Source organism: Plantactinospora solaniradicis (assembly GCF_042658085.1).
In the GTDB taxonomy this organism is placed as follows: domain Bacteria; phylum Actinomycetota; class Actinomycetes; order Mycobacteriales; family Micromonosporaceae; genus Plantactinospora; species Plantactinospora solaniradicis.
Map to the genome: position 1 here is coordinate 152,350 of NZ_JBHSPR010000008.1, position 25,835 is coordinate 178,184.

General features: G+C 70.7%; 24 protein-coding genes and 1 pseudogene. 18 read left to right on the forward strand and 7 right to left on the reverse strand.

What is annotated here, in order from left to right; all coding sequences use genetic code 11:
• Positions 1-149 precede the first annotated feature (149 nt).
• The 4 genes from ACFP2T_RS10510 to ACFP2T_RS10525 all read left to right on the forward strand — a co-directional run bounded on the left by ACFP2T_RS10510 (position 150) and on the right by ACFP2T_RS10525 (position 4,299).
• The gene (locus ACFP2T_RS10510; protein WP_377420206.1) at positions 150-1,205 is read left to right on the forward strand and encodes an SPFH domain-containing protein; all 1,056 of its coding nucleotides are present in this window, start codon (positions 150-152) and stop codon (positions 1,203-1,205) included.
• Between the two features lie 25 nt (positions 1,206-1,230).
• A complete protein-coding gene (locus ACFP2T_RS10515) occupies positions 1,231-2,145 on the forward strand; it encodes an NAD(+)/NADH kinase (protein ID WP_377420208.1) in 915 nt (304 codons plus the stop codon).
• A 292-nt stretch (positions 2,146-2,437) separates the two neighbouring features.
• Positions 2,438-2,815 (forward strand): effector-associated constant component EACC1, encoded by a 378-nt coding sequence (locus ACFP2T_RS10520; protein ID WP_377420210.1) that lies wholly within the window; start codon positions 2,438-2,440, stop codon positions 2,813-2,815.
• Between the two features lie 41 nt (positions 2,816-2,856).
• Positions 2,857-4,299, forward strand: a complete 1,443-nt coding sequence (locus ACFP2T_RS10525; protein WP_377420212.1) for a caspase family protein — start codon at positions 2,857-2,859, stop codon at positions 4,297-4,299.
• A gap of 80 nt (positions 4,300-4,379) precedes the next feature.
• Here ACFP2T_RS10525 and fmdA read toward each other — a convergent pair whose 3' ends face one another.
• Positions 4,380-5,633: a formamidase gene (gene fmdA / locus ACFP2T_RS10530; protein ID WP_377420214.1), complete on the reverse strand. Its 1,254-nt coding sequence runs from the start codon at positions 5,631-5,633 to the stop codon at positions 4,380-4,382.
• Positions 5,634-5,652: 19 nt separating this feature from the next.
• Positions 5,653-5,934: an FmdB family zinc ribbon protein gene (locus tag ACFP2T_RS10535; RefSeq protein ID WP_377420216.1), complete on the reverse strand. Its 282-nt coding sequence runs from the start codon at positions 5,932-5,934 to the stop codon at positions 5,653-5,655.
• Positions 5,935-6,125: 191 nt separating this feature from the next.
• On the opposite strand from ACFP2T_RS10535, the gene ACFP2T_RS10540 reads away from it, so the two are divergent.
• Positions 6,126-6,977, forward strand: coding sequence for a class I SAM-dependent methyltransferase (locus tag ACFP2T_RS10540; protein WP_377420218.1), 852 nt, complete (start codon positions 6,126-6,128; stop codon positions 6,975-6,977).
• On the opposite strand, the gene ACFP2T_RS10545 is transcribed toward ACFP2T_RS10540, so the two are convergent.
• On the reverse strand, positions 6,978-7,262 hold the full coding sequence (locus ACFP2T_RS10545; RefSeq protein WP_377420220.1) for a DUF427 domain-containing protein: 285 nt from the start codon (positions 7,260-7,262) through the stop codon (positions 6,978-6,980).
• Between the two features lie 288 nt (positions 7,263-7,550).
• Here ACFP2T_RS10545 and ACFP2T_RS10550 point away from each other — a divergent pair, with 288 nt between their 5' ends.
• From ACFP2T_RS10550 to ACFP2T_RS10565, 4 genes are all read left to right on the forward strand, one after another.
• A complete protein-coding gene (locus ACFP2T_RS10550; protein WP_377420911.1) occupies positions 7,551-8,252 on the forward strand; it encodes a response regulator in 702 nt (233 codons plus the stop codon).
• A 51-nt stretch (positions 8,253-8,303) separates the two neighbouring features.
• The gene (locus tag ACFP2T_RS10555) at positions 8,304-8,474 is read left to right on the forward strand and encodes a hypothetical protein (protein WP_377420222.1); all 171 of its coding nucleotides are present in this window, start codon (positions 8,304-8,306) and stop codon (positions 8,472-8,474) included.
• Between the two features lie 82 nt (positions 8,475-8,556).
• On the forward strand, positions 8,557-9,297 hold the full coding sequence (locus ACFP2T_RS10560) for a D-Ala-D-Ala carboxypeptidase family metallohydrolase (protein WP_377420224.1): 741 nt from the start codon (positions 8,557-8,559) through the stop codon (positions 9,295-9,297).
• 197 nt (positions 9,298-9,494) lie between these two features.
• Positions 9,495-10,799, forward strand: coding sequence for an alpha/beta hydrolase family protein (locus tag ACFP2T_RS10565; RefSeq protein ID WP_377420226.1), 1,305 nt, complete (start codon positions 9,495-9,497; stop codon positions 10,797-10,799).
• A 48-nt stretch (positions 10,800-10,847) separates the two neighbouring features.
• Here ACFP2T_RS10565 and ACFP2T_RS10570 read toward each other — a convergent pair whose 3' ends face one another.
• Positions 10,848-11,474 (reverse strand): TetR/AcrR family transcriptional regulator, encoded by a 627-nt coding sequence (locus ACFP2T_RS10570; RefSeq protein ID WP_377420228.1) that lies wholly within the window; start codon positions 11,472-11,474, stop codon positions 10,848-10,850.
• 52 nt (positions 11,475-11,526) lie between these two features.
• Between ACFP2T_RS10570 and ACFP2T_RS10575 the strand changes: the two genes are divergently transcribed.
• Complete coding sequence (locus ACFP2T_RS10575) at positions 11,527-11,994, forward strand: SRPBCC family protein (protein WP_377420229.1); 468 nt, start codon at positions 11,527-11,529, stop codon at positions 11,992-11,994.
• Positions 11,995-12,067: 73 nt separating this feature from the next.
• Here ACFP2T_RS10575 and ACFP2T_RS10580 read toward each other — a convergent pair whose 3' ends face one another.
• The gene (locus ACFP2T_RS10580) at positions 12,068-15,151 is read right to left on the reverse strand and encodes an AfsR/SARP family transcriptional regulator (RefSeq protein ID WP_377420231.1); all 3,084 of its coding nucleotides are present in this window, start codon (positions 15,149-15,151) and stop codon (positions 12,068-12,070) included.
• Between the two features lie 303 nt (positions 15,152-15,454).
• Between ACFP2T_RS10580 and htpG the strand changes: the two genes are divergently transcribed.
• From htpG to ACFP2T_RS10600, 4 genes are all read left to right on the forward strand, one after another.
• Positions 15,455-17,368, forward strand: a complete 1,914-nt coding sequence (htpG, locus tag ACFP2T_RS10585) for a molecular chaperone HtpG (RefSeq protein ID WP_377420233.1) — start codon at positions 15,455-15,457, stop codon at positions 17,366-17,368.
• An 80-nt stretch (positions 17,369-17,448) separates the two neighbouring features.
• Positions 17,449-18,429: a diacylglycerol/lipid kinase family protein gene (locus ACFP2T_RS10590; RefSeq protein ID WP_377420235.1), complete on the forward strand. Its 981-nt coding sequence runs from the start codon at positions 17,449-17,451 to the stop codon at positions 18,427-18,429.
• Positions 18,430-18,593: 164 nt separating this feature from the next.
• Positions 18,594-19,367, forward strand: a complete 774-nt coding sequence (locus ACFP2T_RS10595) for a hypothetical protein (RefSeq protein ID WP_377420236.1) — start codon at positions 18,594-18,596, stop codon at positions 19,365-19,367.
• A gap of 52 nt (positions 19,368-19,419) precedes the next feature.
• Positions 19,420-19,875 carry a VOC family protein gene (locus ACFP2T_RS10600; protein ID WP_377420237.1) on the forward strand — a complete coding sequence of 152 codons (456 nt, stop codon included), beginning with the start codon at positions 19,420-19,422 and terminating at the stop codon, positions 19,873-19,875.
• On the opposite strand, the gene ACFP2T_RS10605 is transcribed toward ACFP2T_RS10600, so the two are convergent.
• Positions 19,853-20,866: a phosphotransferase gene (locus ACFP2T_RS10605; protein ID WP_377420239.1), complete on the reverse strand. Its 1,014-nt coding sequence runs from the start codon at positions 20,864-20,866 to the stop codon at positions 19,853-19,855. The two genes, ACFP2T_RS10600 and ACFP2T_RS10605, sit on opposite strands and share 23 nt — an antisense overlap.
• A gap of 200 nt (positions 20,867-21,066) precedes the next feature.
• Here ACFP2T_RS10605 and ACFP2T_RS10610 point away from each other — a divergent pair, with 200 nt between their 5' ends.
• Together ACFP2T_RS10610 and smpB are read left to right on the forward strand one after the other, a co-directional pair.
• Positions 21,067-23,157: a carboxypeptidase regulatory-like domain-containing protein gene (locus tag ACFP2T_RS10610; protein ID WP_377420241.1), complete on the forward strand. Its 2,091-nt coding sequence runs from the start codon at positions 21,067-21,069 to the stop codon at positions 23,155-23,157.
• Between the two features lie 99 nt (positions 23,158-23,256).
• Positions 23,257-23,742 (forward strand): annotated as a pseudogene (gene smpB, locus ACFP2T_RS10615) (SsrA-binding protein SmpB); the annotation flags it as partial.
• A gap of 15 nt (positions 23,743-23,757) precedes the next feature.
• On the opposite strand, the gene ACFP2T_RS10620 reads toward smpB, so the two are convergent.
• The gene (locus tag ACFP2T_RS10620; RefSeq protein ID WP_377420243.1) at positions 23,758-23,928 is read right to left on the reverse strand and encodes a hypothetical protein; all 171 of its coding nucleotides are present in this window, start codon (positions 23,926-23,928) and stop codon (positions 23,758-23,760) included.
• Between the two features lie 421 nt (positions 23,929-24,349).
• Here ACFP2T_RS10620 and ACFP2T_RS10625 point away from each other — a divergent pair, with 421 nt between their 5' ends.
• A complete protein-coding gene (locus ACFP2T_RS10625; protein ID WP_377420245.1) occupies positions 24,350-25,237 on the forward strand; it encodes a hypothetical protein in 888 nt (295 codons plus the stop codon).
• 276 nt (positions 25,238-25,513) lie between these two features.
• Positions 25,514-25,777 carry a hypothetical protein gene (locus ACFP2T_RS10630; RefSeq protein ID WP_377420247.1) on the forward strand — a complete coding sequence of 88 codons (264 nt, stop codon included), beginning with the start codon at positions 25,514-25,516 and terminating at the stop codon, positions 25,775-25,777.
• The last annotated feature ends 58 nt before the right edge of the window (positions 25,778-25,835 follow it).

A 25,835-nucleotide genomic window follows, 5' to 3' on the forward strand; every position in this document is an offset into this window, starting at 1 on the left:
GGTCTTCATCGGCCACCCTTCGGCCACCCCTCGGTCTTCATCGGCACCCTTCCGGCCTTCGTCATCACCTCGGCCTTTATCGGCGGCTTGACGCGAAACCGCTTCGACCTTTATCGTCATCGCGACGAAAACAGGGGAGGTGGCGCGTCGTGACCGACGTGACCAGACGGCTGTTCCTGCGACACCTGCGCGGGGCGCCGACGACATGGGTGCGGCACCACGCACGGGGCCGGGTGCGACACGAGGGGATCGGGCAGTCGTTCTGGTACCGCCCGCTGGTCGCCGTACTGAGCGAGGTGCCGGTCGACGACCGCGAGCTGCCACTGCTCTTCCACGCCCGGACCAGCGACTTCGCCGACGTCACGGTGCAGGCCACCGTGACGTACCGGATCGCCGACCCGGCGCTCGCCGCGAGCCGGTTGGACTTCTCGATCGACCCGCACCGGGGCGTCGCCCGGGCCCGGCCGCTCGACCAGGTCGCCACGCTCCTGGCCGAGCTGGCCCAGCAGCCGGCGCTCGACCTGCTCGCCCGGGTGCCGCTGGCCGAGGCGCTGACCGACATCGCCGCGGTCCGGGAGGCGGTGTCGGCCGCGCTGCGGGACGAGGCCCGGCTGGCCGACATCGGAGTCTCGGTGGGCAGCGCCCGGGTGGTGGCGGTCCGCCCCGAGCCGGAACTCGAACGCGCGCTACAGACCCCCACCCGGGAGGCGGTGCAGGTCGAGGCCGACCGGGCCACCTATGCCCGGCGGGCCCAGGCCGTGGAGCAGGAGCGGGGGATCGCCGAGAACGAGTTGCAGAACAAGATCGAGCTGGCCCGCCGGGAGCAGCAACTCGTCGAGCAGCGCGGCGCCAACGCCCGGCGCAAGGTCGAGCTGGAGGCCGACGCGGAACTCGCCGTGGCACAGGGCAAGGCAGAGCGGGAGAAGGTGGCCAACGCGGCGGCGGCCGACCGGGCCCGGGTGCTGGCCGCCGCCGAGGCGGAGAAGGAACGCGTCCTCGCCGGGGCGAAGGCGGACGGCGTACGCGTGATCGGCCTCGCCGAGGCCGAGGCGGAGACCGCCAAACTCGCGGCGTACCGGGACCTGCCGCCGGCCGTGCTCCAGGCGTTGGCGTTGCGGGAGGTGGCCGGACAGCTTCCCGAGATCGGCCAGCTCACCGTCACCCCGGACGTGTTGACCGGCCTGCTCGGCCGGCTCGGGCGATGAGCACCACGCGAGTGGGGCGGCCACGGTGAGTGCCACCCTCGCGCCCCGGGTCGTCCTGGTGAGTCGGCGCAGCGAGCTGGACGAGCTGCTGGCCCACCACGGCACCCGGGGCGCCGCCGGCTACTACCTGAGCCAACGGGGCCGGGACCTGGCCGAGGTCGTGGCCCGGCACGACGCGCTCCAGGCGGCGCTGACCGTCGTCGGGGCGGCCATCCCGGCCGACTGGCGGCGTGGGCAGGCGGACCGGGACGACCTGGCCCGTTTCCCGTTCGCACCGGAGGACATCGTGGTGGCGGTCGGTCAGGACGGCCTGGTCGCCAACGCGGCGAAGTATCTCGACGGGCAGCCGGTGATCGGCATCGACCCTGAGCCGGACCGCAACGCCGGGGTGCTGGTGCCCTTCGCGCCCTTCGAGATCGCCCGGCTGCTGCCCGCGGTGGTCGCCGGGCGCGCGCCGATCCGCGAACGGACCATGGTCCGGGCCTGGCTGGACGACGGGCAGGAACTCCTCGGGCTCAACGAGATCTACGCCGGCCATCCCGGCCACCAGTCGGCCCGGTACGTGCTCTCCACCGTCGACGGCCGCCGGGAGCGGCAGTCGTCCTCCGGGCTGGTGGTGGGCACCGGTACCGGCGCCACGGGCTGGTGCGCCTCGATCGCCCGGGAACGGTCCGGCGCGCCACCGTTGCCGAAGCCGGGGGAGCGGGCGCTGTGCTGGTTTGTCCGGGAGGCGTGGCCGTCCCCGTCGACCGGCGCGTCGTTGACGGCCGGTCGGCTCGGCGCGGACGAGACCCTGGAGATCGTGGCGGAACGGGAGCGGCTGGTGGTCTTCGCCGACGGTCTGGAGACGGACCACCTGGCGATGGCCTGGGGGCAGCGGTTGACGATCGGACCGGCCACCCGGCGCCTGCGCCTGGTCGAGCCGCCGGGTGCCGACTGACGGTCGAGCCGACGGGTGTCGACTGGCGATTCGTTTCGACATCGAGCGGTACGTTTCGCAGGCTGCAACACGTACGCCGCCTCCAGCGCACGGCCCGAGCTGATCTTCCGAGATCTGCACGCTTCCCGACACGGCAGCTCGTGGCTCTTTCGGAAAGCGAACGCAGCCCTGAGTGCGGGGTCTGGGCTCCGTACAGAGGATTGTCGGAATTCTTCCACTGCCGGCTCCGTCACGTTGTGAGAAGGTGTCGTCAGCGCATAGCAGCTTCCAACGAGGGATTGAAGAGGGCGTGGTGGAGGTACGGATTTCCGTCGATGGCCGTGATGCCGATTTCGAGGCGTTGTGGGAATGGCTGCGCAGCGAGCCGGACATACGTGGGCGGCTCCGGTTGGGTAGCTTGCCGACACCGGAGGGGACGATGGGCTCCTCCACTGAGGTTGTGGTTCAAGCCGCCGCTGCGATGGCTGGGGCCGGAGCGCTCTGGGCAGCCCTGTCCCGATCGCTAGCCGTGTGGCTGACGCAACGCCGTTCCGACATCACGGTCACTGTGACCGGGCCGGACGGCCGAAAGGTATCACTGAACGCCAAACGAGTGACCGATCCCGAGAACCTACTGCGCGAGGTCTTGAACGTTCCGGTACAGGCGGCAACCGAGCCCGTGGAACAGTAGGAACAAAAGTGCGTCTACCCGATCCTCAACGGTCTTACGCGGTGTTGATCGGCACCAGCACCTATCAGTCCGCCGACCTGACCGACCTGCCCGCGGTCCGCAACAACCTCGACGGCCTGGCCGCCGTACTCACCGCTCCCGCAATCGGCGCGATCTCACCCGACCATTGCGTGGTGATACCCGACCCCACCGACGCGCGTACCGTCTACCGTGCCCTGCGCAAGTACGCTGCCGCCGCCGAAGACACCCTGCTGGTCTACTTCGCGGGCCACGGCCGAACCGGACCGCGGAACGAGTTGTACCTGGGCTTGGCCGACACCGATCCCGACGAACTTCGCGTCAGCGCCCTCGCGTTCGACCTGATCCGTGACGTACTTGCCGAATGCCCAGCCGCTAACCGGGTGGTCATCCTCGACTGTTGCTTCAGCGGCCGCGCCATTCAGGACATGAGCGGCGCCGACGAGCGGATCTTCGGCCAGATCGGCGTCGAAGGCACCTACGTCCTCGCATCCGCACCCGCCAACGCAGTAGCCCTCGCACCCGTCGGTGCAACCTATACCGCCTTCACTGGTGAACTCCTCAACCTGCTCAACACTGGCGTACCCGGCGGACCGGACCTGCTGACCTTCGGCACCATCTACCGACGACTCCTGCACACCACATCCACCCGTGGACTGCCTATCCCGGGACAACGCGGCACAGGCACCGTCGACCTGCTCGCCCTCGCCCGAAACGTGGCAGCAGGAACGCCAGAAAAGTCCAGGCAGCCACTCGAACACTCCGGCGAACCCGGGCGACAGGACGTTGGACCGCCGACGACATCGACGCCCCTTGCTGATGGGGCGGCCACCACAAGCGCCAGAACGCGCGGCAACCCGCCTGGGCGGGCGGAGGCAGAGCAGGATGGCTCACACTCGTTCGACGTAACCCCGGTCGAGATCATTTTCCCGCACGAGGCCGGTCTCACACTGCGCACCTACACACCCATGCTCGACGAGGCCGGCACCTGGAACGAGGTTCCGGTGTTTCTCGCCGTGCGGGGGCGAATTCAACTCTTCGATGACCATGCCACGCTCGTCCACTATGTACGGGCCAACGTTTCCCACGACCTCGCGGCCCTGCCGGGCTGGACGAGCGTGGCCGGCTCCGTGAAGGCCGCCAATCTTGAACCCGACGACGCGGACCGCTACAACCTCGACCTTGTTCCGCAGAATCTCGCCGCCGGCCACGACCTCTGGGATCCGGATTTGCTGATCTCAGCGGGCGAGATCGCCCGCGATCTTGCCTGCGCTCTCAGCCTCAACGATGTACTTGCCGCTTTGGCCCCAGGGTCCCTACTTGACGATCTAGACGAAATACTGCGTACTGGCGGCGTCTTCGCACGCCGCAGGCTACGACGGTTCGATGCCGCTGAAGTCGCAAACGGATGGCGCTCCATCATCCACAGGCTGTCTACAGTTGTCGACCACCATCAACACAGCTAAGACTGCCGTCCGGATCGTCACGGCCGACATCTCCGGCGTGCTGGTGGTTGTTCTCCTGGCGTGGCTGCTGGTGGAACAAGTTAGAAGGTCGACTTCGGTGCGCTCGCGCCCGGCTTGATCCTGCTCGGTCCGGCGGCCGAGGGGCGTACGTCGGCGTCGAAGATCGCGGTCGGCAGGTAGACGGTGGCGCAGGAGTTCGGGATGTCCACCACCCCGGAGAACCGCCCCTCGATCGGGGCCGCGCCGAGGATCAGATACGCCTGCTCGGGGCTGTACCCGAACTTGGTCAGGTAGTCGATCGCGTGCAGGCAGGCGCGCTGGAACGCCAACTGCGAGTCCAGGTAGCGCTGTTCCCCGTCCGTGGTGACGGAGATTCCGGAGAAGGCCAGCCACTGGCTGTACTGCGGCGCCACGTTCCCGGGCAGGAAGATCGCGTTCTCCGACACCCCGTACGTGGTCATGCCGCCCTTGATCACGTCCACGTGCAGGTCGACGAAGCCGCCCATCTCGATCGCGCCGCAGAAGGTGATCTCGCCGTCGCCCTGGGAGAAGTGCAGGTCGCCCAGGGACAGATTCGCGCCGGGGACGTACACCGGATAGAAGACCCGGGTCCCCTTGGTCATGTTCTTGATGTCCTGGTTTCCGCCGTTCTCCCGCGGTGGGGCCGTCCGGGCCGCCTCGGCCGCGACCCGGTCGAAGTCGGCGCCGGTCAACGACCCGAGGATCGCCCCGTCCGGCAGCGGCGGCAGCGACAGCGGTGGCACCCGGTCCGGATCGGTGGCCCGCAGTGCCCCCTCCCGCTGGTTCCACTTCGCCAACAGCGCCGCCGACGGGGCGGTGCCCATCAGGCCGGGATGGATCATCCCGGTGAAGGTCACCCCGGGAACGTGCCGCGAGGTCGCCTGCTGCCCGCTGAAGTCCCAGATCGCCTTGTAGGCGTCCGGGAAGTAGTCGGTCAGGAAGCCCCCGCCGTTCTGCTTCGGGAAGATTCCGGTGTATCCCCAGCCCTGCCCGGCCAGCGGGCCGGCGTCCTCCTGCGGAATCGGCCCGACGTCCAGGATGTCGACGACCAGCAGGTCGCCGGGCTCGGCGCCGCTCACCGAGAACGGCCCGCTGAGCGCGTGCACGATCGGCAGCGGCGCGTCCCGGACGTCGTCGGCCGAGTCGTCGTTGTGGATGGCGCCGTCGAACCACTCCCGGCAGTGCACCCGGAACGACTGGCCGGGCCGGACGGTGGCGACCGGCGGGATGTCGGGATGCCACCTGTTGTGGCCCATCAACTCCTGCTCGGTGAACTTCCTCGTCGAGTCGAGCGGAAACAACACCTCGGGCATCGCGGTTTCCCTTCACCGGTCAGGGTCGTGGCAGCCGGGCATGGCCGGGATGGACCGGCCGGGTCGCGGTACTGCGCCGACCGGGAATCCGGGACACCACCTCGGGTGCCTCGGCGCTCCGGCCGGCCCGGTCGAGCGCCGTGACCAGGGCGCGCGGCGTGGCGGACAGCATCGGTGCGGAGAAGACCCGGTCGGCCTCCGCCGCGCAGGTGGCGCAGGGCATCCCCGCCGGGGCCTGCCCGATCGGGTACGCCGCCTCGAACACGCCGTCGCGTGGACACCGGTACTCGTACGTCGCCACGGCTCAAGAATCGGACCGGAAAGGTCGACTCCGCAGGTCAACGCGACAAGTAGGGGCCGGTGTTGCGGCAGTGCCCCGTGTGGTGCCGCCGGAGCGAGCAGCCCGATCGGCGGGTATCGGCCGGAGTTGACCGGCTGCGGCCCCGGTTAACCGGTTGCGGCTCGGGCGGCGGGCTCGGCAGGATCGGCCGGGTGGCGACATCCATCGACATTCTCGACTACTACCGGCGCGGCGGCGAGCACGCCCGGCTGGCCTGGGGAGTCGGGCGGCTGGAGTACCTGCGCACGCTGGACGTACTGACCAGGATGCTGCCGCCGGCCCCGGCCGTCGTACTGGACGTGGGCGGGGCCACCGGCGTGTACGCGGAGCCGTTGGCGGCGGCCGGCTACCGGGTGCACCTGCTGGACCTGCTGCCGGAGCATGCGGCGGCGGCCGCCGGGCGGGCCGGGGTGACGGCCCTGGCCGGGGACGCCCGCGCCCTGCCGGTGCCCGACGGCCGGTTCGACGCGGTGCTGCTGCTCGGACCGCTCTACCACCTGCTCGACCGGGCCGACCGGGTCACCGCCTGGCGGGAGGCGGCCCGGGCGGTCCGCCCCGGCGGGCCGGTGGTGGCGGCGACGATCAGCCGGTACGCCTCACTGTTCGATGGGTTCGCGAAGGGACTGTTCGGCGATCCCGACTTCCGGCCGCTGGTGGAGCGTGCCCTCGCCGACGGGCGGCACCTGAACACCCGGCCCGAGCGGAGCTGGTTCACCAGCGCGTACTTCCACCACCCGACGGAGCCGGCGAGCGAGGCGACCGAGGCGGGTCTCGCGGTGCGTCGGGTGGTCTCGGTGGAGGGACCGCTCGGATTCGCCGGCGGGCGGCTGGACGAGATTCTGGCCGATCCCGGGCAGACCGAACTGCTGTTGGAGCTGTCCCGCCGGGTCGAGGACGAGCCGAGCCTGCTCGGCGCGAGCGGTCACCTGCTCACCGTCGCCGGCCGTCCGAGGACGGCGGCGCGGCCGGCGGACGGGGACGGTGTCGGTTCCGCCGCCGGGTAGTCAGTCGACGACCCGGACGTCCTTCCAGAAGGCGACCCGGTCCCGGACCATCCCGGCGTCCGGCTTCGGCTCCGGGTAGTACCAGACGGCGTCGTCGGTGCGCCGGCCCTCGTGCTCCAGGCTGAAGTACGACGCCGTGCCCTTCCAGGGGCAGAAGGTGTGGGTCGCGGAGTCGCGGATCAGATCGTCCCGCAGCGCGCTACGCGGAAAGTAGTGGTTGCCCTCGACCACAACGGTGTCCGTGCTCTCGGCGACGACCAGGTCGTTCCAGATGGCTTTCGGCATGACCCCACACTATTCCGGCCCGTTCCGGTCGCCGAGGACTCCGAGTGTGATGCCGGATATCCGCACGCCGGGGCCGGGGTGCCCGGAACCCGCTCCCGGGAGGGAGGACACGGACTGGTCGGCATGCGTGAGCGGGTCTCGGCGGTCGGCGGTGCGTTGACCACCGGGCCGAGGCCCGACGGAACCGGTTTCCAGGTCGCGGCGACCCTGCCACTACGGTAGGAGCGGCCGATCCCGAAAGGGCGGGGCACCAGCGGGGGGTGGGAGAGGCAGATGGTCGAGGAGACCGTGCTCCGGGTTCTCATCGCCGACGACCAGGCACTGGTGCGGGACGGATTCGGCATGATCCTGACCGCCCAGCCCGACATCACCGTGGTCGGCGAGGCCGCCGACGGCGGCGAGGCGGTCCGGCTGGCCCGGGAGCTGACCCCGGACATGGTGCTGATGGACATCCGGATGCCGAACGTGGACGGCATCGCGGCGACGGCCCGGATCTGCGCGGAGACCTCCGCCCGGGTGCTGGTGCTGACCACCTTCGACTTCGACGAGTACGTCTACGACGCGTTGCGGGCCGGCGCGAGCGGCTTCCTGCTCAAGGACATGCGCCGGGAGGAACTGGTCAACGCCGTCCGGGTGGTGGCCTCCGGGGAGGCGCTGCTGGCGCCCACCGTCACCCGTCGACTGATCGCCGACGTGGTGTCCCGGGACCGGTCGGCCCGGCCCGGTCCGGTCGGCCCGAGCCGGCTCGCCGGCCTGACCGCCCGGGAGACGGAGACGTTGCGCCAGGTCGCCCGGGGGCTGTCCAACGCCGAGATCGCCGGCGCGTTGTTCGTCAGCGAGCACACCGTGAAGACGCACGTCAGCAACGTCCTGGCCAAGCTCGGCGTGCGGGACCGGGTCCAGGCGGTGGTGCTGGCGTACGAGTCCGGCCTCGTGGCGCCCGGCGACGCCGGTGTGACGGGTGAGGTCGAGCGGTCCACTCAGTCCTGAGAGTGATCTCCGGCGGTCCTGGCGATCGCCCTGGACGCCACGATCGTCCGGATGCTGCTGGTGCCGGCGACCATGACGCTGCTGGGTCGGCACAACTGGTCCGCGCCCGGCCCGCTGCGCCGGTTGCACCACCTGTTCGGTGCGGCGGAGGACCAGTCCGTGCGGACGGCGGGGCGGTTAACGTCGCCCGCCGAGCAGGTGAAGAAAACCGCCGTCCTGTAAAAGGATGCTGGCGAATATTGACAGACGATCGAGAGACGTCCATTCTCGTCGATATTCACCCCCGCTCGGTATGGAGGACCCCTTGTTCAGACGTACCGTCAGATTCGTCGCGGCGCTCACCCTCGCCGCCGCCGCAACGCTCGTCGCGACCGTGACGACCGCCGCTCCCGCACACGCCGACGGCTGCTACACCTGGGGCCGGCAGCTCTCCGAAGGCATGAGCGGCGAGGACGTCCGGCAGTTGCAGATCCGGGTCGCCGGCTACCCCGGCTACAACGCGGTGCTGGTCATCGACGGCGCCTTCGGACCGGCCACCCGGTCGGCTGTCATCCGCTTCCAGCAGGCGTACGGCCTCGGCGCGGACGGCATCGCCGGGCCGCAGACGTTCAACCGGATCTACGCGCTCCAGGACGACGACTGCACGCCGGTCAACTTCAGCTACGCCGAGCTGAACGACTGCAACTCGGACTGGTCCGGCGGCGCGGTCTCGGCCTCGACCGCCCGGTTCAACGCGTTGGTCAACATGTGGAAGCTCCAGGCCATGCGGCACGCCCTCGGCGACCAGCAGCTCCGGGTCACCAGCGCCTTCCGCAGCCACGCCTGCAACAACGCCGTCGGCGGATCGGCCACCAGCCGTCACCTCTACGGCGACGCGGTCGACATCGGCGCCAGCCCGCACAGCCTGTGCACCCTTGCCCAGCAGGCCCGTAACCACGGGTGGCGGGAGATCCTCGGCCCCGGCTACCCCGGACACAGCGATCACACGCACGTCGCGCACAAGTCCAGCCGTACCTGGTCGGCCAGTTCCTGCGGCGTCTCCTGACCGACGCGCCGGTGCCCGTCGGCGGCGGGGCGGGCACCAGCCGCAGGAGTTGGGAGGGGTGTTAAAAGGGGCCCTTCTTCTACAGAAAACGCTAATAGGGGGCCCTTCCTTACCGCTCACCCCTGAGATTTCTCCGGGTCCGACCGACCACCTTCGACAGATGTGGCCGGTCGAGTCGCGGGGACAGGCTTCCGGGTATGCGAACACTTACTCGACGATGGCTACCGGGCGGGCTCGCGGCGCTGGTGGTGGCGGTGTCGGCGACGTCCGCCGCTCCGGCCGCGCTCGCCCGGACCGACGCCTCGGCGTCCGCCCCGAGCGGATCGTCGGCGCCCGGACGGACCCCGCCGCTGCGGCCGAGCCTGCCCGAGCCGACCGGTCGGTATCCGATCGGCACCACCGAACTGCACGTGGTCGACACCGACCGGCCCGATCCCTGGGTCGACGGACGGCCCAGGGAACTGATGCTCAGCGTCTGGTACCCGGCGGCGTCCTCGACGGGCGGGACGCTGGCCCCGTACCTGTCGCCACTTGCGGCGCCTCGGCTCGGGGAGCGGGTCGCCGGGCTTCTCGGGCTGCCCGCGGACCGGGTCGACTGGGCGGGGCTCAGCACGCACGCCCGGTCCGGGGTGCCGGTACGGCCACGGCCGGGTGGTCATCCGGTCGTCCTCTTCTCGCCCGGCGGGGGCGAACCCCGGGCCAACGGCACGATTCTGGTCGAGGAACTGGCCAGCCAGGGGTATGTCGTGGTGACCGTGGACCACACGTACGAGACGCCGGTGGTCGAGTTTCCGGGGGGTCGGGTCGAGACACGGCAACTGCCCGAGATCGATCCCACCGAACTCAATCACCGGATGCTGGCTACCCGGGTGCTGGACACCCGGTTCGTCCTCGACCAACTCGCGGTTCTCGCCGGTGGCGGCAATCCCGACGCCGGAGGGCGGCACCTGCCGCGCGGTCTCGGTGCCGGGCTCGACCTGTCCCGGGTGGGCATGTTCGGCCACTCGGCTGGTGGCTTCACCTCGGCCGAGACGATGCTCGTCGACCGGCGGCTCGACGCCGGAGCCGATCTGGACGGCAGTTTGGCGTACAGCTTCTCGGCGGGCGACTTCGGTGACGTGGTGGAACGCGGGCTCGACCGGCCGTTCCTGCTGATGGGCGCCGGGCTGAGCAGCGGCGTTCCGCACACCCACCAGGATTCCCGGGACTGGGCGGGCTTCTGGTCGAACTCCACCGGTTGGAAGCTGGACCTCTACGTCGCCGACGGCGAGCACTTCAGCTTCACCGACTACCAGAATCTGGTTCCGCAGCTCGGCGCGGTGTTCGACCTGCCGGAGGAGGTCGTGACCGGTGCGATCGGCACGGTCGATCCGGACCGCCTGGTCGGATCGCTGCGGGCGTACCTCACCGCGTTCTTCGACCAGCACCTGCGGGGTCTGCCGCAGCACCTGCTCCGGAACCCTTCGCCGCGACACCCCGACATCACCTTCGTCCGGCCGTAGTCCCGTCCGGGCCGGGTGATCGGGGAAGGGGCGATCGCGCGGCGAGGGTCAGAACGGGGCGCGTCCGGTCGTCGGCGTGGAGTCGTCGGCGACCGGACGCACCCCGGTCGGGCTCGGCAGGCCGGCCTCGTACCCGGCGGCGAACGTCTCCAGCGCCGCGTCGGTGCCGGCCCGGTCACCGGTGGCGAGCAGGTCGAGGAGCAGGCCACGGATCACCGCGAGACCGAGCCGGGCGTGGGTCCGGGCCACCTCGGCGGGTACGTCCCACCGCGCGGCCAGCTCGACGTTGAGGTCCAGCCAGCTGTCCACCACGCCTTCGAGCAGCCCAGCCGTGCCGGGGTAGCCCTGCACCGCCTGGCCGTACATCTCGAAGAACAGTCGCTCGTACGGCCACAGTGCCGGGTCGGCCAGCCGGTGCCACATCGCCCGAATGGTGTCGGCCAGTGAGTTGGCCGGATCGAGGTCCAGGGTGGCCAGGGCGGCTCGTTGCCGGCTCTCCACCTCGCGGACCACCTCGACGAGCAGTCCCTCCTTGGAGCCGAAGTGGTAGATCAGCATCCGGTGGCTGGTGCCGATTCCGGCGGCCAGTCCGCGCAGGGTCAGTGCGCCGACGCCGTGCTCCGCGATGTGATCGACGGCGCGGGACAGCAGATGTCCCCGAAGCTCTCCAGCCATGTACCATACGGTACATGTACCACGTGGTACATGAGCGGAAAGAGGTGCTGAGGTGGCGCGTCAACAGATCGACGTACGGGTGCACACCACGGCCAGCCCGGCCGCGGTCTACGCGTTGCTGTGCGACGGGGCGGGCTGGCCCACCTGGTCACCGATCGGTTCCTTCGAACTGGAGCGGCCGGGGCCGGACGAGCCCGAGGGGGTGGGGGCGATCCGGATCTTCCGGACCGGCCGGACGACCAGCCGGGAACGTGTGGTCGAGCGGGTGCCGGACCGCCGGTTCAGCTACGAACTCCTCTCCGGCCTGCCGATCCGCGACTACCGGGCCGACGTCGACCTCACCCCGGACGACGGCGGCACCCTGATCCGTTGGCACTCCTCGTTTTCCGCCAAGGTGCCCGGATCCGGCTGGATCTACCGGTGGGCGCTGGGACGGTTCATCGCCCGGACCGCCGACGGGCTCGCCACGCACGCCGCCACCCTGCCGGCCCGCCTGCCGGACCAGCCCGACCCGGCCTGACCGGATCCGTCGGCCTGACCGGATCCGTCGGGACCGCCGGCCCGCCCACCCCGGCTCGGGACGCGTCCCGTCGTCAGGTGGCGGCTGGTTGTGCCGGCAGTCTGGGCAGCAGCGCGGCGACCCGGGCCGCGGCGGGATCGTTGTCGATCTGGCGGAACAGCGCGTGGGCGTCGGACCACGCCTTCCCGGCGGCGGCGTTGTCCCCGACGCTGGCGTACGCGTGCCCGAGCACGGTCAGCGCCCGGGCCCGGAGGAAGTGGAACCGTAGCGCCCCGAGCAGTTGGAGAACCCGGCGGAGCAGCGCGACGGCCCGTGCCGGACGGCCGTCGATCAACTCCAGTTCACCGAGCCCGGCCAGGGACAGTGCCTCGCCGAACGCCAGCCCGTCGACCTGACTGCGGGCGAGGGCGGTCTCCAATGTGTGCCGGGCGGACGGATGACCGTCCAGGGCGTAGAGGTGGCCGAGCCGGGCCAGCGCGTACGTCTCCTGGACGTGGTCACCGGTCTCCCGGGCGACGGCGACCGCCTGCCGCAGGTACGTCTGACCCGGCTCGGGCCGCCCCAACTCGGCGTAGGTCAGGCCGAGCAGGGTGAGCGCGGTGCTCTCGTCGCGCCGAGCGCCCATGCCACGGGCCAGGCCGAGATAGCGGTGGGCCAGGTCCCGGGTGACGTCGTCGCGTCCCTGTTCCCGACTGATGATGGCGCGCTGTGCCAGGGCGTGGCACTCACCGAGTTCGTAACCGGCGGCGGCGGAGACGGACAACGCCTCGGCGAGCAGCGGTGCCGCCTCCCGGTGCCGTCCGGTGATCCGGTACACGTCGGCACACAGCCACAACGAGTCGGCCACCCCGCGTGGCTCCCCGACCAGGCGGAAGATCCGCAGGGCCGCCTCGGCGGCGTCGAGCTTCTCCCGCAGCTCCGCACCGCGCCGGGAGGTCCACAGGTCGGCGAGGTTGCGCAGCAGCACCGCCTCGCCCCGGCGCTCCCCGGCACGCCGGCACGCGCGCAGCGCCGCCTCGTGGGCCTGCCGTGCCTCGTCGTGCATTCCCCGCAGTTCGTAGAACACCTGCGCCGACGCGGCGAGGTTCCAGGCCAGGCCGGTCAGCTCCAGATCGGCCGCCTGGTAGATCGAGGCGACCAGCGCGACCCGCTCGCGGTCGAACCAGGAGACCGGTTCGCCGACCGGCCCGACCTCGGGCGTGGGCCGCCAGCGCCGGGCCGGCCCGCGGATCGGTGCCAGCGTCCGGGTCGGCAGCCGGGCGTCGGCCGCCTCCGCCTCGGCCAGCCAGGCGCCGAACGCCCGCTCCAACGCATCGCGCCGGACCTCCTCCGGCTCCTCCTCGGCGGCACGTTCCCGCGCGAAGAGCCGGACGAGGTCGTGCATTCCGTACCGAAGCTCGCCGACGGGCGGGTCGGCCATCCCCGGCAGCTCTGCGGGCGTCCCCGGAAGCAGTTCCAGCAGGGAGGCGTCGACCAGCGACTCCAACAGCCCCTCGGCCCGGGACGGCGGTACGTCGAGCATCGCCGCACCGATCCACGCCGGTACGTCCGGCGCGTCGAGCAGGCTCAACAACCGGAGCATCCGCCGAGCCGGTTCGGCCAGCGAACGGTAGCTGAGGCCGAGGCTGGCACGTACCTCCAGGTCGTCGGTGGCGAGTTCGTCGAGCCGGTTCAGTTCGTCGCGCAGCCGTTCGGCGAGTTGGGCGAGGCGCCAGTGCGGGCGAGCCGCGAGCCGGGCCGCGGCGATGCGTACGGCGAGCGGCAGATACCCGCACAGCCGGGCGATCTCGGCCACCGCCTCCGGCTCGGTGGCGACACGTCCGGAGCCGACGATCCGGTCGAGCAGCCCGACGGCCTCGGCCGGCTCGAACGTCGCCAGTCCCAGATGGGCCGCGCCCTCCAGCCCGGTCAGTCGCTGCCGGCTGGTGACGATGACCGCAGCGGCCGCGCCACCCGGCAACAGCGGGCGGACCTGGGCGGCGGACCTGGCGTCGTCGACCACGACGAGCAGCCGCCGGTCGTGGACGGCGTCGCGGAACTGGCCGGCGCGCTCCTCCACGGTGTCGTAGTGCAGATTGTCGGGCACCCCGAGCACGCGCAGGAAACGTCCGAGCACGGCGAGCGGGTCGACCGGGTCCGGCCAGCTTCCCCGCAGGTCGGCATAGAGCTGGCCGTCCGGGTACCGCTGCCGTAGCCGGTGTGCCACGTACCAGGCCAGGCTGGACTTGCCGACGCCGGCCGGGCCGGACAGCGCGATGACCCGGAGCCGGTCCGACGGACCGGTGAGGGTGCTCTCCAGCCAACCGACGGCCCGGCGCCGGCCGGTGAAGTCGGCGACCGTCGGCGGCAGTTGGTGGGGCCGCTGCGGCTCCGGCTCGGCCGGACCCGGCGCCGTCCGGACGATTCCGGCCGGATTGCTCAGCCCGGGATCGGTGTGAAGCATCCGCAGGTGCAGTTGCCGCAGTTCGGGACCGGGGTCGACGCCCAGGGTGTCGGCCAGGCGGTGCCGCAGTCGCCCGTAGTGGTCCAGCGCGTCCGCCTGCCGGCCGCTGCGGTAGAGGGCGAGTAGGAGTTGACCGGCGAGGCGCTCGTCGAGCGGATGTTCAGCGGCCCGGCGGGTCAGCTCCGGCAGCAACTCCCCGTGCAGCCCCCGACGGAGGGCGATGTCGTACCGGTCGAGTTCGGCCGCGAACCGCTCCTGGCCGAGCGCCTCCCGCAGCGTACTCAGCCAGGGAGTCTCCAGGTGCGCGAACGCCTCGCCCCGCCACAGCCCCAGCGCCTCGTCGAACACCGGAAGCGCCAGTGCGTCGTCCTCGGTGGTCCGGGCCTGCCGGACCAGCCCGCGAAACCGGTGCAGGTCGACGGCGTCCGGTGGCACGGTGAGCAGGTACCCGGCCGACCGCCGGGTCACCGTCACCCCGGCGGCGGCGGGGGAGAGGCGGTGCCGCAGCCGGGACAGGTAGCTGTAGAGGGTCTCCCGGGCCCGCTGCGGTCGACGGTCGGCCCAGACCCGGTCCAGGAGCTGCTCCACCGAGACGATCTCGTTCGCGTCGACGAGGAGGGCGACCAGGACGCACCGTTGCCGGGCGGGCCCCATCTCGATCCGGTGCCCGTCGACGTGGACGTCGACATCGCCGAGCAGCCGAAACTCCAGCACCGTCTGCGAACCTCCGCCCGGTCAGGCAGACCCTGGCCTCTAGTCGGTTGGCGAGCGGATTCCAGGATCACACAATGCCGGCGGGCGGAAGATCGACGGGACGGGTTGTCCCACATGGCAATCATGCGCGAGTCGGGGCGGATCGTCGGATGACCGTCCGATCAACTGACTACCAGTGTTCGTGGTTGTCGCACCCGGTCATTTAGTATGGCGCCGGCTAAGACGCCAGCGCGGGTCCGGTACGGGTCCTGATCGAGGCGTCGGGCCGTTGTCGGCGACGAGGGTACTTCGTGGAGGAGTCACATGAGCAGCGGGACTGAGACTTTCGAGTTCCAGGCCGAGGCGCGTCAGCTTCTGCAGCTGATGGTTCATTCGATCTATTCGAACAAGGACATCTTCCTGCGGGAGCTCATTTCGAACGCCTCCGACGCGCTGGACAAACTGCGGTTGGCCGCCTTCGCCGACAAGGATCTGGCGGTCGACACCTCCGACCTGCACATCGACCTGGAGATCGACCCGGAGGCGCGCACGCTCACCGTCCGGGACAACGGGATCGGCATGTCCCGGGACGAGGTGATCATCCTCATCGGCACCATCGCCAAGTCCGGTACGGCGGAGCTGATGCAGAAGATCAAGGAGTCGAAGGACGCGGCCGGCTCGCAGGAGCTCATCGGGCAGTTCGGCGTCGGCTTCTACTCCAGCTTCATGGTCGCCGACAAGGTCACCCTGCTGACCCGGCGCGCGGGAGAGGCCACGGCGACCCGGTGGGAGTCCGACGGCGGGGCCACCTATGTGATCGAGACTGTGGACGACGCAGCACAGGGCACCGCCGTCACCCTGCACCTCCGGCCGGAGGACAAGGACGACCAACTGTTCGACTACACGGCCGGGTGGAAGATCAGGGAGATCGTCAAGCGCTACTCCGACTTCATCGCCTGGCCGATCAGGATGGCCGTCGAGCGGACCGACAACGACGGCAACACGACCTCCGAGATCCAGACGCTCAACTCGATGAAGGCGCTCTGGGCGCGGTCGAAGGACGACGTCAAGGAGGACGAGTACAAGGAGTTCTACCGGCACCTGAGCCATGACTGGTCCGACCCGCTGGAGATCATCCACATGCGGGCCGAGGGGACGTTCGAATACGAGAGCCTGCTCTTCATTCCGTCCCGCGCGCCGTTCGACCTGTTCACGCGCTCGGCGAAGCGCGGCGTCCAGTTGTACGTCAAGCGGGTGTTCATCATGGACGACTGCCAGGAACTCATGCCGGAGTACCTGCGCTTCGTCAAGGGTGTGGTGGACGCCCAGGACCTGTCGCTCAACATCTCCCGGGAGATTCTCCAGCAGGACCGGCACATCCAGCTGATGCGGCGCCGCCTGGTCAAGAAGGTGCTGTCCACGGTCAAGGACATCATGGCCAGTGACGCCGAGCGTTACCAGACGTTCTGGTCCGAGTTCGGTCGTGCCGTCAAGGAAGGGCTGCTCGACGACCACGACAACCAGAAGACGATCCTCGACATCAGCTCCTTCGCCTCGACCCGCGACCCGGAAGAGTTGACCACCCTCGCGCAGTACGTCGAGCGGATGAAGGAGGGGCAGACCGAGATCTACTACTCCACCGGCGAGTCGCGCTCGACGATCGAGAACTCGCCGCACCTGGAGGCATTCCGGGCCAAGGGGTACGAGGTGCTGCTGCTCACCGACCCGGTCGACGAGATGTGGGTCCAGTCGGTCCAGGACTACGACGGCAAGCGGTTCCAGTCGATCGCCAAGGGTCAGGTCGACCTCGACACCGACGAGGAGAAGGCCAACGCCGGTCCGGAGCGCGAGCAGCAGGAGAAGGACTTCGCCGAGCTGCTCTCCTGGATGGCGGGCCAACTCGGCGAAAACGTCAAGGAGGTACGGCTCTCGTCCCGGCTGACCACCTCACCGGCCTGCATCGTCGGCGACGCCCACGACATGACTCCGACCCTGGAGAAGATGTACCGGGCGATGGGGCAGGAGATGCCGACCGTCAAGCGGATCCTGGAGCTGAACCCCACGCATCCGCTGGTGACCGGGCTGCGGGAGGCACACGGGCAGCGCAAGGAGGACGTCGCGGTGGCCGAGACCGCAGAGCTGCTCTACGGGATGGCGCTGCTCGCCGAGGGCGGCGAACTGAGCGACCCGGCCCGGTTCACCCGACTGCTCGCCGACCGGCTGGCCCGTACCCTCTGAGCACGCCGCCGGGAGTCGGCCCCACCGGGGTCGGCTCCCGGGCGGAGTGGAAACGCGCACCGCTGGGTACAGGGCAGGCCATGAGCACCGCCACCCTGACCTCGCAGACCCCACCCGCCTCCGGGCCGGAATCAGCCCCGACGCCCGAATCCGCCCCGGTCGGGCGGGTCGCGGTCGTCGCGCACCAGAAGAAGACCCTGGGCGGTGGGCTCGACGAGCTTCGCACCCGGCTGCGCGGCGCCGGGGTCGAGGATCTGCTCTGGTACGAGGTGCCGAAGAGTCGCAAGGCGCCGAAGAAGGTCCGCAAGGCGCTCAAGGACGGCGCCGAACTGGTCTTCGTCTGGGGTGGCGACGGCATGGTGCAACGCTGTGCGGACGCGCTCGCCGGCTCGGACGCCACCCTGGCGATCCTGCCCGCCGGCACGGCGAACCTGCTCGCCACGAACCTGAACATTCCGGCGGACCTGCCCGAGGCGGTCCGGATCGGGTTGTCCGGCCCACGCCGCACCATCGACCTCGGCAGGCTCAACGGAGAGCACTTCGCGGTGATGGCCGGCGCCGGTTTCGACGGGGAACTGATCCGGGACGCGGACCGCAGCCTCAAGGACCGGATGGGCCGGCTGGCGTACGTCTGGACCGGGCTGCGGCACGTCCGGAGCGAGACCACCCGGATGCGGATCAAGGTCGACGGCACGGAGTGGTTCACCGGCGAGGCGAGCTGTGTGTTGTTCGGCAACGTCGGCACGATCACCGGCGGCATTCCCGCCTTCGACGACGCCCGTCCCGACGACGGCTGCCTGGAGATCGGGGTGGCGACCGCCAGCGGAGTGCTGGAGTGGGTCCGTACCCTCGGCCGGATGGCGGTCGGCCGCTCCGACGACTCGCCGTTCGTCCGGATCACCCGGGCTCGGAAGATCGACGTCCGGTTCGCGGAGCCGATGACGTACGAGCTGGACGGCGGGGCCCGGGGTCGGGTGAAGCGGCTCAAGGCCCGGGTCGTGCCGGCGGGGCTGACCGTCTGCGTACCCGAGCGCCGGCCCGACGAGCCGGCCGACTCGTAGTCCACCCGCTCGTCAGTTTCGCCGGTTGGCCCCGGCGCTGCCTACGAGTTCGTGGCGTCGCGAGACGTCCGAGCACCGTAACGACGGGCGTCGGCCGTCAGCGCCGAGTACGCTGGCGATCTTCGGCCGACGTCAGGTGCCGGAGTCCTCGAAGGCGTACGCCCATGACGAACCTCGAACCGACACCGGCCCGGCAACGCCTCGCCGCCGCACTCGACGGCCTCGCCCACACCTTCCGGGGGATGACCGCCCACCCGGACGAGAACAACTGTGAATGCCACTGGGGCAGCGCGGAGGAACTGGCGCTGTTGAAGGTGCCGGACGTGGAACTGGACCCCGATCTCCTACGCCGCACCTGGTCGGCTCCCGACTGGGACGATCACCCGGCCGTGCTGCGCCGGATTCTCCCGCAGTTCGCCAGGGCGCTCGCCGGGGACCTTGCCGGGTTGGACGCGTACTTCCTGACCGATGTCGGATTCTCGTTCGCTCGCGGCGGCTGGCAGCGGTGGCCCACTGAGCAGGCCGGAGCGGTGTGGGAGTTTCTGCATGCCTGGTGGGCGCATACGCTCGTCGATCCGGCGCCGGCCGGGTCGGCGTACGACGTTTTCGAGGTGCTCGCCGAGGCCACTGCGGGCAGGTTGCGCCCGTGGCTGGGCGACTGGGAAGCGCTGGACGGTCACCCCGTCGCCGACCAGCGGCTGACCGAGGCGGTTGCGCACTGGGTGGGGGACCTGCTGGGGGACTCGCTGCCCTGGTTCGCCGCCGGGAACGATGACGGGACGCGCGTCGAACTCGTTACCTGGCTGGTCCGCCACGCTCCCGCCCGGCTCCGGTCGCAGGGCGGTTCCGAGGAGCTGGTCTACCGGGTCGAACTGCTCACCGTCGAGTCTGCCGCCCGGTGGGAGGATCCGCGCTGCTGGCCCGACCGGGGTCGCTGAGGCGAGGCGCCGACCTTCAGCAGTTCCTCCCCGTCCGACTATGGTTGGCGGCATGCTTCTTCGCCACCTGACCGTCGACTGTGCCGACCCGTACGAGCTGGCGGGATTCTGGAGCAGGGTGACCGGGTGGCCGGTGTCCGATATAGACAAGCCGGGTGACGACGAGGTGCTCGTCGAGGCACCCGCCCCCGTGCCCGGCATCCTGTTCGTCCGGGTACCCGAAGCCAAGACGGTGAAGAACCGGATCCACTTCGACTGGCTGCCGACGGAGCGGACCCGCGACGAGGAGGTGGAGCGGATCGTCGCCCTCGGCGCGAAGCTGCACCAGGACCACCGCACCGCCGACGGGCGGGGGTGGGTCACCCTGCTCGACCCCGAGGGCAAACGAGTTCTGCATCGAGCAGGGCAGGACCGAGTCCGCCAGTTAGTACTCCGATTCGGGTCACTTCTCGACGAGTGCCGTCGGCCGAAACCGGGTGGGGACGTCAGTCAGGGTCGGATTCGGTGAGTGTTTCCAGCCAGGCGGCGGGCGCTGTCGCGTGCTCGGGAGCGATCCGGGGCGGGCCGCCGAGCGCCTGCTGCCACCCAGGATCGGACGCGCCGACCAGCGCACGCCGCCAGGAGACGGCGCGACCCACCTTCGCCACCCACAGCGCGAGCCGTACCGACCGCAGCAACTCGCCCCGGCCCCGCAGCTCGGTCCATGGTTCGAGGTAGGCGTCCCGCAGCCGACCCAGTTCCGGCCCGCCCGGCTCGAACCCGAACCGGTTGGCGGCGGCGTTCAGCGTCACGAGCAGGGTGCCGAACGGGTGGGCCAGGCAGGCGTCACCCCAGTCGAAGAACCGCAGCCCGGCACCGCCGACGAAGACGTTGTCGTCGTGCAGGTCGTCGTGCTGGATCGACGGCGGCAGTCCGTCGGCGGCCAGTTCGGCGCACCAACGGTCGTACTCCGGGATCAGCGCGACCAGTGCGGCCCGGACCGGCGGGTCCAGGGTGACGGTCGGGTCGGCCAGCAGCTCGGCCAGGGTCGCCGGCATCCGCGCGGTCCGCAGGTCCGGCAGGCCGAGCCCGACCAGCCGGTCGCCGTGCGGGGCCACGAGCCGCTGCAATTCGGCGTACCTCTGGAGGAGGTCCGCCCAGCGGGCCGGGTCGGGCCGGTCGGCCGTCGCCGCCCGCAGCGTCGGCCCACCATCGGGGGAGAGCAGCCAACCCCGGTCCGGGTCGACCGCCAGCGGAGCTACGACGAAGTCCGGCGCCCAGCCCGCCAGCGCCCCGACCACGGCCGCCTCGAATCCGTTGCCCGGTACGTTCGCCTTGAACCACACCCGCCCGGCGTCGGTCGGCACCTGGCGCAGGATCGACCAGGCCCGGACCCGGACGGTCCGCACCGGCCCGGTGGACGTGATGCCGAGCGCGGCCAGCCATTCCGCCAGCCACGAGTCGCTGTCGGCCAGCCAGTCCGGGGCCAGGAGTTCGTCGATCGGGGCGTCGGTCCGCACCACGTCACGTTAGTGCCGTCCATCGGGGCTGCCCAGTAATTTCCGCCCGGGCCTCCGGCGAGACCGTCGCCGGACGGGATATTCGGGAGACCTGTCCCAGAGATGATCTACTATCCCGTCGTCGGTCTGGCCGCGGGACGCGGATCGGCGACGTGGCACCAGAAACGGGGCGTCCCGCCTTCCACCACTTAGGAACCGCCATGACCTTCGCACGCCTGAGACGCGTCGCCCTGAGCGGTGCGGTCCTCGGGGCTCTCATCCTGTCGGCCGCACCCCCTGCGATGGCCGCCGTCCCCACCGGATCGATCACCGGCCACCTGACGACGGCCGCCGGCGAGCCCGCCGCCGAGACCAGCGTCTGGCTCTACTCCGGCGGCGAGGACCTGCGGGATCTCATCGCCTGGACCAGGACCGAGCCGGACGGCAGCTATCGGTTCGGCGATCTCGACACCGCGCCGTACGTCCTGGCCTTCGCGGCCCCCGGCGGGCCGGAGCAGTACTACCACCACAAGAGTTCACTGGGGGAAGCGGACAGCATCGCCGTGACCGACGGTGCGGTGACCACGGTGGACGAGCGGTTGCTGGGCAGCGGCACCGTCACCGGTCAGATCCGCGACACGGCGGGCAACGCGGTCCCCGACCTTCTGGTCTCCCTCGCCCGGCACGACGAGCCAGGCTCCGGCTACCAGATGACCGACGCCGACGGCCGGTACAGCATCGCCGTCCTGCCCGGCACCTACACCGTCTCCTTCAACCCGCTGGCCGGCTCCCAGCAGACGCAGTACGTTCCGGGCAAGCTCGACGAGGAGGAGGCGCGGCGGATCGAGGTACCGGCGGGCGGTGAGGTCGTCGCCGACGACACCGTGCTCGGCACCGGCAGCCTCTCCGGTCGGCTCACCACCGCCTCGGGCACGCCGCTGACCGCCGCCGACGTCAGCCTTTCCAGCCTAAGGGGGAATCCTGCCGGCAATGCGAGCACCAACGGTGCCGGCGAGTTCAGCATCACCGGGCTGCTGGCCGGGTCATACCAGTTGTCGTACTTCCACGGCGACCGGTCCCAGTACTACCGCAGCAAGCTCGCCCCGGAACAGGCCGACCCGGTCGTGGTGACCGCGAACGAGGAGACCCAGGTCACCGACAGCATGTTGTCCACCGGCTCGATCCGGATCTCGGCCGTGGACGCCGTCACCGGCAGCGCCATCGCCAACTTCTGCGTCGACGACTGGTGCAGCAGAGGTACCGGCCGGGTGACGATTCCCGATCGTCCGGTGCTGCCACAGCGGTTCCGCGTCTACCCCGCCGACTCGTCCTACCTGGCCACCGACACCGAGTGGATCAAGCCGGTGCCGAACCAGACGGTGAACGTCCGGGTCGCACTCCGCAAGAGTGCCCGGATCACCACCACGGTCCTGGACCGGGCGACCGGCCTCCCGCTGCGGGACGTCTGCGTCGACGCGCTGTCGGTGCGGAACCCGCAGCTTCCCGACGGCTACGGAGGCTGTACGAACAGCGCCGGCAAGATGACGATCGGCGGGCTCGAACCCGGCTCGTACAATCTGTTCGTCAATCCCGTCGAGGACCGCTCGTACGGCCGGCAGTGGGTGGGCGCGTCGGGCGGCACCGGCGACCAGCGCTCGGCGGTGACCGTGGTGGCTCCCGCCGGCAGCACCGTGGCCGGTCCCACCGTGCTGCTCGACCGGGCCGGTGCGATCGGTGGCCGGGTGACGGACCAGTCGGGTGCTCCGCTCGCCGACGTCCGGGTCAACCTGCTCGGCTACCACCCGGGCAGCGGGCCACCGTACGACATCGTCACCGACTCCGACGGCCGGTACGAGGTGACGGGCCTCGGGCCGTACTCCTGGCCGTTGCTCTTCCAGCAGGACGGGTTCGGGCAGTGGTCCGGTGGCGTCGCCGACCGCCACGGCGCGACTCCGATCACGGTCACGGTCGGCGGCACCAGCAGCCACGACCTGGCTCTCCGGCACGGAATCGAACTACGGGGGACGGTGCGGAGCCAGGACGGCCGGCCGCTCGGCGGGGGGCATCTGATGGTGCACAACACCGGCACCGGCGACCTCAGCAGCTTCGCGTCGATCGAGAACGGTGCGTTCAGCCTGTCGGTGCTGCCGAACCAGTCGGTCCAGCTCAGCTACGGCGTCTCCGACGACGGACGGTATCTCTCCGGCCCGTACGTCCCGTGCTCCGGGCAGGGCCCCGGCAGGGAGCCGGCGGTGTTCGAGCTGCCGGAGACCAGCCCGTTCACCATCGACATGGTGATCTGCACCCCCTGACGGGTCAGCGGAGACGGTGGGTCGGCGGCCACTGCCGCCGGCCCATCGTCGTAGCATGCTCGGCAACGGTGAACGTGACGGGATCGGGAGGCAGCCGCGTCCAGGGAGGTCGGTCGTAAGCTCATCGCCTCGAACAAGAAGGCGCGACACGATTTCGCGATCCTGAAGACGTACGAGGCGGGCCTCGCGCTGCGCGGGACAGAGGTCAAGTCCCTGCGGGCCGGGCAGGCGTCACTGGTCGACGCCTTCGCCCAGGAGCGGGACGGCGAACTCTGGCTGTACGGGCTGCACATCGCGGAGTACGCGTACGGCACCTGGACGAACCATCAGCCTCGGCGGATGCGGAAGCTGCTGCTCCGTCGCGTCGAGATCAACAAGATCCTCGACCGGGTACGCGACCCGGGGCTGACGCTCGTGCCACTGTCGCTGTACTTCGAGAACGGTTGGGCGAAGGTGGAACTCGGCATCGCCCGAGGCCGGCGGTCGTACGACAAGCGGCAGGCGCTGGCCGAGCGGGACGCGAACCGGGAGATCGCCCGGGAGATGGGCCGCCACCTCAAGGGCATGCCCAGACGGAACGGCTGACTGACCGTAGCCGTATCAGCCGGCGAGTTTGGCCCGTACGCCGTCGGCATCCCGGTGGTCGAGCTCGGCGGGCGACATCGCCGATCCACCTGGGTCGAAGCCGCGCAGGTTCAGGTAGAGCTGCCCGCCGGTGAACCGGTGCGCCACCCGGTGTGCCCAGCACAGCGCGAGCGTGGTCTTGCCCACGCCGCCGACGGAACCTGTGCATGTCCACCGCGTCCGGGTCGACGGTCACCCGGTAGCCCTCCGGCCGGTGTTCGAACGCGACACCGCTCACCTGCCCGAAGATTCCGCGCAGCCGGGACAGGTAGCCGGCCAGCGCATTGCGGGCCCGCTGCGGCGGCCGATCGCCCCAGACCCGGTCGAGCAACACGTCGACCGGCACCGGGCGGTTGGCGTCGACCAGCACGCACCGCTGCCGGGCATGCCCCGCGTCGACCAGCGCACCGTCGACGTCCGCCTCGACCGGGCCAAGCACTCCGAACCGCACCGCCACGACGGCCCCCACCTGCGGATTCAACCGGCGCCGAAACTCTATCCAAGGCCGGCCGGGCAGGCTGTCGCGTGCATGTCAGGGACCGTACCGGAGAGAAAGGAACTTGATTCGATGAGAAGATTCGTAGCCGCGTTCGGGCTGACCATCGTGGTCGGCCTGGCCGGCGTCCTGCTGACCGGGCCGGCGCCGGCGTACGCCGCGGTGACCGGCGCGACCATCCGCAGCGAGCAGACCGAGTTCAGCGCCACGACGCCGAAGGTGGCCATCGCCCGCTGTCCCGAGGGCAAGCGGGTGACCGGCGGATTCGGCCGGGTGACCGGAGACCCACGGCACGTGGTGCTGACCCGGATGGAACCGGTGCACACCAACAACCTGGACCGGTTCGAGGTGGCCGCGGCCGCGGACGAGACCGATCCCACCGGGCAGTGGGCGGTCACCGCCGTCGCCATCTGTGCCGACCCCCTTCCCGACCAGCAGATTCTCAGTTTCACCGTCGACGCACCACCCGGCACGAGCGCCCGGCAGGCGTTCGCGGCCTGCCCCGGTGGCCTCAACATGATCGGCAGCGGCGGGCGGATCACCGGCGGACAGGGCGAGGTCGACCTCAGCCGCACCGGACCGGTCCTCGACACCCAATCCACCCGGTCGACCGCATCGGGACAGGCGGACAGCACGGGCTTCGCCGGCGCGTGGTCGGTGACCGCGTTCGTGGTCTGCGCCCGGGTCGCCGCCTCCGAGGTGGCACAGCCGGCGAACGACTCCGACCTGGACTCCGAGCCGCAGAAGGCCGTCGAGGTGAACTGCCCGCCGGGCATGTTCGTCACCGGTGGCGGAGGTCAGAGCGTCAACGGCGGATCCGGCAACCTGGTGATCCAGTCGATCATGCCGGAGGCGCTGCCGGGCGCGATTCCGGGCGACCGCGCGACGCTGACCGTCCGGGAGAACACTCCCGTCGATCGGGCCTGGTTGGCCAGGGGCCGCGTGCACTGTGCGGCATAGCGGCGGACAGCCGGGCCCGCCGGCCTCGTGGCTGGTGGGCCCGGCTCGTCGGAACGGCGCCGCCAACGTGCCGGGTCGGCCGACAGGGCAGCCTGGCCCGACGTCGTCCCGACCTAAGGCGTGCTCGGGCGGGTGGGACATCTGCGGGAGATGGTGCCAGAAGGAGACATCTGCCACCTGGCTCCAGCACTACCAGGACTGCCCGCCGTGAGCCTTTGCGGATCCGGGTGGCGGCCGACGCGTAGCGGGCGCCCGCCGGGGGTATGGATCAGCGGCATGAGCGAACAAGCCAGTGATCGGGTCGAGAACCGGGCCGCCCACCTGCTGCCGGAGGAGCAGGAGGCGGGCAGCGACGATCCCCGGGAGCAGGCGGCGGCCATCCTCGCCGACTCGGACCGACGGGAGGCGGGAGCCAGCGCGATCGCCGACTCCGAGCGGCACTCCGTCGATTCGGCGACGGCCGACCAGGTAGCGCCCGACTCGTTCCTGGAGCGGCGTACCTCGGAGCAGACGGTGACCCCGTCCGAGCCGCCGGACTGACCCCGGCTCGGCCCGTCCCCGCCGGAGCCGCAGGGGTGCCCTCAGGGGACCGGCCGGA

Bases quoted from the DNA above. Each gene is read 5' to 3' on its own strand.
- fmdA (WP_377420214.1), bottom strand. From the start codon at position 5,633: ATGCCCGAGGTGTTGTTTCCGCTCGACTCGACGAGGAAGTTCACCGAG.
- ACFP2T_RS10600 (WP_377420237.1), top strand. From the start codon at position 19,420: ATGCTTCTTCGCCACCTGACCGTCGACTGTGCCGACCCGTACGAGCTG.
- ACFP2T_RS10545 (WP_377420220.1), bottom strand. From the start codon at position 7,262: ATGCCGAAAGCCATCTGGAACGACCTGGTCGTCGCCGAGAGCACGGAC.
- ACFP2T_RS10630 (WP_377420247.1), top strand. From the start codon at position 25,514: ATGAGCGAACAAGCCAGTGATCGGGTCGAGAACCGGGCCGCCCACCTG.
- htpG (WP_377420233.1), top strand. From the start codon at position 15,455: ATGAGCAGCGGGACTGAGACTTTCGAGTTCCAGGCCGAGGCGCGTCAG.
- ACFP2T_RS10555 (WP_377420222.1), top strand. From the start codon at position 8,304: ATGCTGCTGGTGCCGGCGACCATGACGCTGCTGGGTCGGCACAACTGG.
- ACFP2T_RS10610 (WP_377420241.1), top strand. From the start codon at position 21,067: ATGACCTTCGCACGCCTGAGACGCGTCGCCCTGAGCGGTGCGGTCCTC.
- ACFP2T_RS10590 (WP_377420235.1), top strand. From the start codon at position 17,449: ATGAGCACCGCCACCCTGACCTCGCAGACCCCACCCGCCTCCGGGCCG.
- ACFP2T_RS10565 (WP_377420226.1), top strand. From the start codon at position 9,495: ATGCGAACACTTACTCGACGATGGCTACCGGGCGGGCTCGCGGCGCTG.
- ACFP2T_RS10570 (WP_377420228.1), bottom strand. From the start codon at position 11,474: ATGGCTGGAGAGCTTCGGGGACATCTGCTGTCCCGCGCCGTCGATCAC.
- ACFP2T_RS10595 (WP_377420236.1), top strand. From the start codon at position 18,594: ATGACGAACCTCGAACCGACACCGGCCCGGCAACGCCTCGCCGCCGCA.
- ACFP2T_RS10625 (WP_377420245.1), top strand. From the start codon at position 24,350: ATGAGAAGATTCGTAGCCGCGTTCGGGCTGACCATCGTGGTCGGCCTG.